This is a genomic window from Prevotella illustrans, assembly GCF_017426725.1.
In the GTDB taxonomy this organism is placed as follows: Bacteria; Bacteroidota; Bacteroidia; order Bacteroidales; family Bacteroidaceae; genus Prevotella; species Prevotella illustrans.
On record NZ_JAERMS010000034.1, the window covers coordinates 23,371 to 31,370 of the forward strand.

General features: G+C 51.0%; 6 protein-coding genes. 4 read left to right on the forward strand and 2 right to left on the reverse strand.

What is annotated here, in order from left to right; all coding sequences use genetic code 11:
• Positions 1 to 12 precede the first annotated feature (12 nt).
• The 3 genes from JHU38_RS09680 to JHU38_RS09690 all read left to right on the forward strand — a co-directional run bounded on the left by JHU38_RS09680 (position 13) and on the right by JHU38_RS09690 (position 3,986).
• On the forward strand, positions 13 to 1,497 hold the full coding sequence (locus JHU38_RS09680) for a glycoside hydrolase family 125 protein (RefSeq protein ID WP_107581399.1): 1,485 nt from the start codon (positions 13 to 15) through the stop codon (positions 1,495 to 1,497).
• A gap of 198 nt (positions 1,498 to 1,695) precedes the next feature.
• A complete protein-coding gene (locus JHU38_RS09685; RefSeq protein ID WP_107581398.1) occupies positions 1,696 to 2,961 on the forward strand; it encodes an MFS transporter in 1,266 nt (421 codons plus the stop codon).
• A 26-nt stretch (positions 2,962 to 2,987) separates the two neighbouring features.
• Complete coding sequence (locus JHU38_RS09690; protein WP_107581397.1) at positions 2,988 to 3,986, forward strand: glycoside hydrolase family 130 protein; 999 nt, start codon at positions 2,988 to 2,990, stop codon at positions 3,984 to 3,986.
• A gap of 1,018 nt (positions 3,987 to 5,004) precedes the next feature.
• On the opposite strand, the gene upp is transcribed toward JHU38_RS09690, so the two are convergent.
• Positions 5,005 to 5,664: a uracil phosphoribosyltransferase gene (upp, locus tag JHU38_RS09695; RefSeq protein ID WP_107581396.1), complete on the reverse strand. Its 660-nt coding sequence runs from the start codon at positions 5,662 to 5,664 to the stop codon at positions 5,005 to 5,007.
• A gap of 89 nt (positions 5,665 to 5,753) precedes the next feature.
• Between upp and JHU38_RS09700 the strand changes: the two genes are divergently transcribed.
• Positions 5,754 to 6,689, forward strand: coding sequence for a patatin-like phospholipase family protein (locus JHU38_RS09700; protein ID WP_107581395.1), 936 nt, complete (start codon positions 5,754 to 5,756; stop codon positions 6,687 to 6,689).
• A gap of 63 nt (positions 6,690 to 6,752) precedes the next feature.
• Here the strand turns inward: JHU38_RS09700 and JHU38_RS09705 are convergent, their stop codons facing one another.
• Positions 6,753 to 7,403 (reverse strand): NAD(P)-dependent oxidoreductase, encoded by a 651-nt coding sequence (locus JHU38_RS09705; protein ID WP_107581394.1) that lies wholly within the window; start codon positions 7,401 to 7,403, stop codon positions 6,753 to 6,755.
• Between the last annotated feature and the right edge of the window lie 597 nt (positions 7,404 to 8,000).

Sequence of the window (8,000 nt, forward strand, 5' to 3'; positions counted from 1 at the left end):
ACCGTTACAACAATGAAACATCAGAAAACCATCTTCGCGGCAGCGGGTCTCGGCCTGCTGCTGCTTGGCGTGCCCGCTCCGGCCATGGGTCAGGCCAACCACACGCAGAAAGAGTTCGGCAAGGAATACATCGACGCCATCGCCGTGAGCACGCGTTATGTGTCGAAACGACCGGCCGAAGCCGACCGCCTCTTCCGCTCGGAAGTGATCGAGAAGTACATCAAGGATGTCAAGAAGAAACTGAAGGACACGCCTTATCTGGCTTGGATGTTCGAGAACTGCTATCCTAACACACTCGACACCACCGTTCACTACACAGAAGACGAGCAGGGCCGGCCCGACACCTTCGTCTATACGGGCGACATTCACGCCATGTGGGGCCGCGACTCGGGGGCACAGGTCTATCCTTACGTGAAGTTCGCGGCCAAGGATAAGAACCTGAAGCGCATGCTGGCGGGCGTCATCCGTCGCCAGTTCAAGAACATTGTGTTCGATCCTTACGCCAACGCCTTCAATCGCTATCCCGACGCCAAGGGCTACTGGATGACCGACGACACTGATATGAAGCCCGAACTGCACGAGCGCAAGTATGAGATCGACTCGCTCTGCTATCCCATCCGGCTGGCCTACGAGTACTGGAAGGAGACAGGCGACACGAGTGTTTTCGACGAACTGTGGATTCAGACCGTCGAGAGCGTGCTCCACACGTTCAAGGAGCAGCAGCGCAAGGACGGCCTCGGACCCTATCATTTCACCCGCGTGACCGACCGGCAGCTCGACACCGTGTGCAACCGCGGCTGGGGCGCGCCCTGCAAGCCTGTGGGTCTCATCGCCTCGGTGTTCCGTCCTTCCGACGACGCCACGACCTATCTCTTCCTCGTTCCATCCAATTTCATGGCCGTGACGAGTCTGAGAAAGGCGGCCGAGATACTCACCGCAGTCAATCACCGTGCCGATCTGGCCGCCCAATGCGTCGCGCTGGCCGATGAGGTGCATCAAGCGCTGATGAAATATGCCATCTACCGGCATCCCAAGTACGGACCTATCTACGCCTTTGAGGTGGACGGCTTCGGTAACCAGCTCATCATGGACGACGCCAACGTACCCAGTCTGCTGGCCATGCCCTACTTGGGCGACGTTGACATCGACGACCCCATCTACCAAAACACCCGCCGCTTCGTCTGGAGTGAGGACAATCCTTACTTCTTCCGCGGCAAAGCGGGCGAGGGAATAGGCGGACCTCACGTGGGACTCGACATGCCTTGGCCCATGAGCGTGATGATGCGGGCCTTCACGTCGAAGGACGACAAGGAAATCCAAGCGTGTGTACAGATGCTCATGGACACCGATGCCGGTACGGGCGTCATTCACGAGTCATTCCATAAAGACGACGCCAACAACTACACTCGTCCTTGGTTTGCCTGGCAGAACACACTCTTCGGAGAACTTATCTCTAAGCTCGTGGATGAAGAAAAAATCTTAAAAGTAAAAAAGTAAAAAGGTAAAAAAGTAAAAAGACAAGGTAAAAAAGAAAGGAGAAAATTCTGGACTTTTACTCTTTTACCTTTTTACTCTTATAATGCTCAGGTAAGAAAGAAAGGAGAATATCCTGGATTTTTACTCTTTTACTCTTTTACCTTTTTACTTTTAAAACTCTTTTACTTTTTTACTTTTTTACTCTTTTACATTTAAAATATGTCGTTCAATAACAATCCTTCCCCCATCGCGTGGGTTCCCACGCTTTATTTCGCCATGGGAATGCCCTTCGTGGTACTCAACATGGTATGTACGCTCATGTATAAAGGCATGGGCGTGAGTGACACGCAGATCGCGTTCTGGACCAGTCTTATCATGCTTCCATGGACGCTGAAGCCCCTCTGGAGTCCTTTCTTGGAGATGTATAAGACCAAGAAGTTCTTCGTGGTGCTGACGCAGCTGCTCTCGGGCGTCATGTTCGCCCTCGTGGCGTTCGCCCTCAACCTGCCCTCGTTCTTCGCCGTAACCATCGCCATGCTGGCCGTCATCGCCCTAAGTGGCGCCACCCACGACATCGCGGCTGACGGAACCTACATGAGTGTGCTCTCTAACGAGGAACAAGCCAAGTGGATAGGCTGGCAGGGAGCTTTCTATAACATCGCCAAGATTGCCGCCACAGGTGGCTTGGTGTATCTGGCCGGTACCTTCATCAACACCTTCGGGGTGACCCGTGCGTGGATGTTCATCATGCTCATCATCGGTGTCATCATGCTTGTGCTGGGTGCTTACCACTTCTTCATCCTGCCATCGGTCGACAAACCGGCTGAAGAGGGCAAGACACTGCGCGAGTCGCTGCGCGAACTCTGGAGCGTGTTTGCCGACTTCTTCCGTAAGAAGCACATCGTCTACTACCTCTTCTTCATCATCCTCTACCGCTTTGCCGAGGGCTTCGTGATGAAGATCGTGCCCCTCTTCCTCAAGGCTTCGCGGGCCGACCAGGGCTTGGGGCTCAGCGAACAGGAGATCGGACTGCTCTACGGCACGTTCGGCGCGGCCGCCTTCGTCATCGGAAGCATTCTGGCGGGCTACTACATCGCTCACCGTGGCCTGAAGAAGAGCCTCTTCTCGCTGGCTTTGGTGTTCAACCTGCCGTTCGTGGCCTACACGTTGCTGGCCCTCTACCAACCCGAGAGCCTCGTGCTCATCGGCAGCGGTATCGTGCTGGAGTACTTCGGTTACGGCTTCGGCTTCGTGGGCCTGACCCTGTTTATGATGCAGCAGATCGCGCCGGGCAAGCACCAGATGAGCCATTACGCTTTCGCCTCGGGCATTATGAACCTCGGCGTCATGCTTCCGGGCATGGTCAGCGGCCTGGCGAGCGACCTTCTGGGCTATCGCCAATTCTTCATCTTCGTGCTCTTCTGCACCATCCCGGCCCTGCTCATCACGTGGTTTGTGCCGTTCACCTATGAAGACAAGAAATAAAACAAAAAACTCTCAACATTATTATTATGACAAAACTTACCATTTCGGGCAATCCGTTGCCCAACATGCCTTGGGAAGAGCGTCCCGAGGGCGAAAAGAACGTGATGTGGCGGTGCTCGAAAAACCCCATCATCCCGCGTGACCTGCTGCCGACGAGCAACAGTATTTTCAACAGTGCCGTGGTACCGTTCGGCGAAGGCTATGCCGGCGTGTTCCGCTGCGACGATACCAACCGCCGCATGGTGCTCCACGTGGGCTTCAGCAAGAACGGTACGGACTGGGATATCAACGAAGAACCGCTGCGCTTCGAGTGCGACAATGCCGAAATCGGCCGGTGGGTGTACGGTTACGATCCCCGCGTGTGCTTCATCGAAGACCGCTACTACGTGACCTGGTGCAACGGCTACTACGGTCCGACCATCGGCATAGCCTGGACCAAGGACTTCAAGACGTTCCACCAGCTTGAGAACGCCTTCCTGCCCTACAACCGCAATGGCGTGCTCTTCCCCAAGAAGATCAATGGCAACTTCGCCATGCTGTCGCGCCCGTCCGACACGGGCCACACGCCTTTTGGCGACATCTTCTACAGCGAGAGTCCCGACATGGAGTTCTGGGGTCGCCATCGCCACGTGATGAGTCCGGCAGCCTTCGAAGTGAGCGCATGGCAGTGCATGAAAATCGGTGCCGGACCCGTGCCCATCGAGACCGGTGAGGGCTGGCTGCTGTTCTACCACGGCGTGCTCCGCTCCTGCAACGGCTATGTCTACAGCTTCGGTTCGGCCCTGCTCGACCTCGAACAGCCTTGGAAGCCCATCTATCGTTCGGGTCCTTACCTCATTTCGCCGCAGAAGCAGTATGAACTGACGGGCGATGTGCCCAACGTCTGCTTCCCCTGCGCCGAGGTTCACGACCCCGAGAGCGGCCGCATCGCCGTCTACTACGGCTGCGCCGACACCGTGACAGGTCTCGCCTTCGGTTATATCCCCGAGATTATCGAGTGGACAAAGAAGAACAGTATCATCTAAAATTGTATTTACTGAAGATGATATTCTGAATCATAATGAAGAAATGATCAAAAGTTTCATTTGTGATTTAGACCAGAATCGACTTTTGTTATTTTGACCAGAACCCACTTTTAAAGTGAGGCATACCCCCAAGGAGCAACGTAAAGGAAACTCCTTGGGGGCTTTTGTTTATTTTTACGGTTCGCCGGTTCGGGCTAAGTTTTTCTAAAGATACGCTGATCTCCGTGATTTTGTCAGAAAAAATCGCATTATTTTAACACTTCCGCAACACGTCATCTAACTGTCGGCACGCCGAAAAATCCCTTTGATTTACCGATTTTGATACCCTTTTAGGCCCAAAGCTACCCTTTTATCGGCTCAAAGCATAGCGATTACGCCGCTAAAGCATAACTTTCAGTCGATGAAAGAGCCGCGATGACGGCCTAAAAGCATAGCGATTAAGGGTAAAAAAGCGAAGGAAAAATACTATAAAAAACGCAAAACATTGATAACCAGCATTTTATAAACTTGCTCAAAAATCGCTTATTTGCGCCCAAGTCTTTTCTTTTTCAGAATAATGCCACTTTTTTGAGGGTGTATGTAAAGATTATTCAGAGTAAAGACAGAAGGACATATTTTCCTCATTGTTGTTTTTAAGGACATAAAGACATAAGGACATATTTTTCTTTTCAGTTAGTGCACCTTCCCTTTGGTAGGGTCGGGGTAGGTCTTCCATGTTGATTTTTTGACATAAAGACATAAAAACATATTTTTCAGATTGTCGGAACAAAGACATAAGGGCCGCAAGCGGCCAAGAAAGACATAAAGCTAAGTGTGAAATGGGAAGTGTGGAATGTAAAATAGAGTGTGAAATGTGAAGCGTGGAATATAAAATAGAGTGTGAAATGCGAAAAGGTAAGCTATCTACATTTCGCATTTCACACTCTTCAGTTAGCGCTCCCTCCGCTGGGGTAGGTTATCTCTTCAGTTAGTTCTCCCTCCCTTTGGGAGGGTCGGGGTAGGTTATTGGGAGGGTCATCTACAGCTTATCCCCGTAGCACAGGTCGCCGGCGTCGCCGAATCCGGGCACGATATACTTGTGTTCATTCATGCCGGGGTCGATGGCAGCACACCAGATGGTGGTCTTATCCTCGGGCATAGTCTTGCGGATATGCTCGATACCCTCGGGCGTGGCGATGACGCAGCACACGTGGATGCGCTTAGGCGTGCCCTTGGTCAGGAATGTTTTGTAGCCCAGCTCCATACTTCCACCCGTGGCCAGCATGGGATCGGCGATGATGAGGTTCTTCTCGTCGATGCTGGGCGTGGCCAGATACTCCACGTGAATGCCCACCTGATGGTGTTCGGCGTCCTTATATTCACGATAAGCGCTGACAAAAGCATTGCCAGCGTGGTCGAAAATATTGAGAAAACCTTGGTGGAAAGGGAGTCCCGCACGGAAAATAGTGGCCAGAACAATTTTGTCGGTCGGCACGTTGACGCGCGAAATGCCGAGCGGCGTGGCGATATCCTTGGGCTCATAGTTGAGCGTCTTGGAGATTTCGAAGGCTTCGAACTCCCCGATACGCATGATATTGTTGCGGAAAAGAAGACGGTTTTTCTGATACTCCTTGTCACGAATCTCGGCCAAATACTGGTTGATGATAGAGTTCTGATTGCTGAGGTTAATGATTTCCATTGTAAGTACTGTTTTATATTTCCGTGCAAAGTTAGTATTTATTTGGCAATTATAGGTGGTTTGACGCTTTATTTTGTAAATTTGCAGGCATGGATATCAACACGTTAGACCTGAAAGAACGGTATACCGAGATCAAGGATATCGTCATTCGTCGCATCCGGGGCGACAAGAAAAACGTGGCACTGGTGCTTTCGAGTGGCGGCGCCCGCGGATTGGCCCACATCGGAGCCATCGAAGAGCTTCTCGACCGGGGCTACCACATCCGCTCCATTGCCGGCACGTCGATGGGAGCGCTCGTTGCCGGCATGTACGCTACGGGCAATTTGGGACGCTTCAAGGAGTGGATGGAGACGATAGACCGTAAGAAAATCTTCAGTCTGACCGACTTCTCGCTGGGCTTTGACCATTTGGTGAAAGGGCGACGCATCATCGCGGCGCTGAAAGAGATTGTGCCCGACGTGCGGATAGAAGACCTTCCGATACCTTACGTGGCCGTGGCCACCGACTGGGAGTCGGGCCACGAGGTGGTTTTCACCCGTGGCAGCCTCTACGACGCCATCCGGGCGTCTATCTCCCTGCCTGCTTTCTTCTCGCCGGTGAAGACCGGTAGCAAGATTCTCATCGACGGCGGAATCACCAATCCGCTGCCGCTCAACCGTGTGGAGCGCGCCAAGGGTGACCTGCTGGTGGCGGTCAACGTGAGCGGGCACGACTATTTGGGGCAGTCGCGCATGAAGCGGGCCATCGAGAAGCGTGAGCTGGAGGCGTCGCGGGCCCTGCGACTGCTCAAACGCATCATGCCCGAGGACGTGCATCCCGAGTTCAATATCTACACGCTGCTCAACCGCACGTCGTCTATCATGATTCATCAGAACGCGCAACTCGCCATCCGTCTCACTCCGCCCGACATCCTTGTCGACATCTCGATGAAGCGTTACGGCGGCTTCGACTACGACAAGTCGGCACGCTTAGTCAACATCGGCCGACGACGGATGAAGGAAGCCATCGACAGCTATGAGGAATAGATGACGTATCGGACTCTCGACAAAAAAAAGGCGGACCGCAATGTCCGCCTTCCTTGTTAGATATCAGTAACCGATAGTAAACCGTTCTTTGTGATGTGTCGGTTTTTCCAATTCGTCAACCATCGCCACGGCATAGTCTTCTACCGAAATATGGCTGTTTCCTTCGGCGTCTGTGATGAGATCGTCCTTGCCTATACGGAACTTACCGGTTTTCTTTCCTTCCGTATCAAACATGCCGGCCGGTGAGAAGAATACCCAGTCGATGTCATTTTCCTTCGTGAGATCGTCGAGATAGAAAGAGGCGAGAGAACGCACGCCGTCTATAATCTCTGCGGGAAGCGCTCCCGTATCCATTAAACGGAGTCCCGGTTTTACAAAAAGAGAGCCGGCGCCACCGACAATAAGTAAACGAGGCGTACCACTCTTTTTGACGGCTTCTACTATCTTCGGATAATTCACTTCGGTAAGACGCTTGATGTCCGGATTGGTCCATCCCGGATTGTAAGCGGAAATAACGGCATCCTTGCCTTCCGCGATCTTGGCGATGGCATCAACATTGGCTACATCCTCTTCCTTCGCCGTAAGATTGTCATGCTTGGGAAGTTTCGAGGCGTTGCGTACCACTGCCGTCACCTTGTGACCACGCTCTAAAAGTTCGTTTAAGATAGCTGAACCCACAAATCCTGTCGCGCCAATTAAAACTACATTCTTCATAATTCTTTCTTTTTAATTGTTATTACTTTATATATACTTATAATATCATACTTTTATCGAATGCAAAGTTATAGAAGTAAATAACACCATGCAAGAAGGCACTTTTTAGTCTGATACTTACCTTTTGGTAGGAATTTAATATCTCCGCTTATCTTCCGATATACACGTTAACATATTTTATTTCACAATAAGACCGGATGAGAAAATGTGAAATGCCAATCGGTTAACGACCTTGGCATGACAGTCTGTGCCATGCTTTTTATCAAGGATTTAATCAAATCCTTAGATAAACGTTGAATTATCTGAGCGAAAAACGTTATCTTTGCCATGAAAGGAAGTTGGTTTGCAAATAGTAAGATAAGACAATTCTTGCTTAGTGTTCCCACTTCCTTCATTTTTAATTCAAATTTGTTTTGGACACGATTGACTTTTTTACACAGTTTCCATGTCTTTCCAGATAGAGATGAATGGCAGATTACTACCGCTGAATAGTTACAACTTAGAAAAAACTTGGTTAAATTATACCAATTAACAAATTATGCTAAGTAACTGATCAAAATTAAGCGACATGTTTAGAGAAGTTTATACGCAACCCTT